The organism is Ideonella sp. P3_A4 (assembly GCF_056403075.1).
Genome location: NZ_JBFUGE010001024.1, coordinates 1 through 1,453 on the forward strand (window position 1 = coordinate 1; position 1,453 = coordinate 1,453).

Here is a 1,453-nt window from a genome sequence, read left to right on the forward strand (position 1 = left end):
GCGTAGGCCCCTTCGGCATGGCATGCAGCCCCGGGCGACAACGCCACCTGGTCTGCCAGCAGCGCGATCAGTTCGCGCGCCGAGCCGGATGGCAAGGACACGTGCAATGTGTTCGGCAGCCTGTGATGCTGAGAACCGTTGACCGTCAGCCCAGGGATGCCTGCCAGCAAGCGCGCCTGCAGTTGGTCACGCAGACGCGGCATGCGCTGGCGAGCCACTTGGGCGCCCGCGACCAAACGAGCGGCGGCCGCCAGACCAGCGATGTACGGGACGTTCTCGGTTCCCGGGCGCAGCCCGCCCTCATGCGATGCACCGTACATCAGCGGGCGCAGCGGCGTCCCACGTCGCACGTAAAGCGCGCCGATGCCCTTGGGGGCGTACATCTTGTGGCCAGCGATGGTGAGCAGGTCAGCACCTATGGCCTTGACGTCGACCGGAATCTTGCCCATCGCTTGAGCGGCGTCCACATGAAACAGCGCGCCGTACCGCCTCACGAGACGACCGATCTCCTCGACGGGTTGGATACTGCCCAGTTCGTTGTTCGCGTGCATGACGCTCACCAGCGCCGTATCACCGCCTGCCAGCAACATGGCCAGCGCATCGAGATGCACGATGCCATCCCGACCGACAGGAGCGATCGATAGGCGCCAGCCCTGTCGCTGCAACTGCAGCGCAGGCTCCATCACCGCGGGATGCTCGATCGCGCTGACGATCAGATGCCGCCGTTCGGCGGACGCCGCCGCGCAGACGCCAAGGATCGCCAGGTTGTTTGCTTCAGTGGCGCTGGCGGTGAAGACGATCTCCGACGGCAAGTTGGCGCCCAGGGCAACAGCCATCCCGGCTCGTGCACCATCGACGGCTGCCTTGGCAGCCCGCCCTTGGGCATGGGACGACGACGGATTCCCGAACTCGGTGCCAAGGTGCTCGCCGATGGCTTCGCGCACCTGCGGATGCACCGGCGTGGTCGCGTTGTGGTCCAGGTAGATCACTGCTGTTCCAGGAACCGCTGTGCGTCGAGCGCCGCCATGCAGCCGGTGCCGGCGCTCGTGATCGCTTGGCGGTACACGTGGTCCTGCACGTCACCGGCGGCGAATACACCGGGAACACTGGTCATCGTTGCCAGGCCATCCAAGCCGGCCCGGGTCAGGATGTAGCCATTTCGCATTTCGAGCTGGCCCTTGAAGAGCTCGGTGTTGGGTTGGTGCCCGATCGCGATGAAGCAGCCGCTGACCGCCAACTCGCGGGTGCTGGCATCCTGGAGGTTCTTCAGCCGCACCCTCGTCACTCCACACTCTTCGCCGAGCACCTCGTCCAGCGTCTGGAACAAGTGCAGCTCGATCACACCGGCGGCCACGCGCTCCATTAGCTTGTCGACCAGGATCGGCTCGGCGCGGAACTTGTCTCGGCGATGCACCAAGTGCACCTTGCTGGCGATGTTGGACAAGTACAGAGC

At 65.5% G+C, this 1,453-nt stretch carries 2 protein-coding genes; both read right to left on the bottom strand.

Features of this window, described 5'->3' with window-relative positions; all coding sequences use genetic code 11:
- A partial coding sequence (locus AC1DYI_RS35475; protein WP_477208787.1) for a cysteine desulfurase family protein occupies positions 1 to 989 on the bottom strand: 989 nt, incomplete at its 3' end.
- On the bottom strand, positions 986 to 1,453 hold a 468-nt coding region (locus AC1DYI_RS35480; protein ID WP_477208788.1), incomplete at its 5' end, for an FAD-dependent oxidoreductase. The genes AC1DYI_RS35480 and AC1DYI_RS35475, both read right to left, overlap by 4 nt.